This is a genomic window from Bartonella sp. AA83SXKL (genome assembly GCF_042196965.1).
GTDB lineage: Bacteria > Pseudomonadota > Alphaproteobacteria > Rhizobiales > Rhizobiaceae > Bartonella.
In genome coordinates this window covers 337-639 of sequence record NZ_JBHIRG010000247.1, presented here as the reverse complement: position 1 = coordinate 639, position 303 = coordinate 337, and the positions used below count along the sequence as shown (strand labels likewise).

The following is a 303-nucleotide window of genomic DNA, read 5'->3' as shown; positions in this document are numbered from 1 at the left end:
CATGGTCTTAGCATATCAGGTGAATCAGCAGAAATGATCCATAAATCTGCTTTGGGTAATTTGTTGATATCTTCTTTTTCAGTAATGAACATTTGTAACTCATGAACTTCACTTTGGCTGTTTCTCCGTATCAGCTCACGTTGAAGAACAGTTGTTTTCGGAAGCCCTATATCTTCTTCAGTAAAAAGAATTTGTCTGGTAAGGTTGGTCATCTCGATCACATCATTGTCAACGAGAATTAATTTTCCGACGCCGGAGGATGCTAGTATTGCTGATACATGATTACCAATCCCGCCGCATCCT

At 39.6% G+C, this 303-nt stretch carries 1 protein-coding gene; it reads right to left on the bottom strand.

Features of this window, described 5'->3' with window-relative positions; translation table 11 throughout:
* Positions 1 to 269, bottom strand: a 269-nt coding sequence (locus ACFINO_RS10905; protein ID WP_375655876.1) for a ThiF family adenylyltransferase, incomplete at its 3' end; no start/stop codon positions are given.
* Positions 270 to 303: the final 34 nt, after the last annotated feature.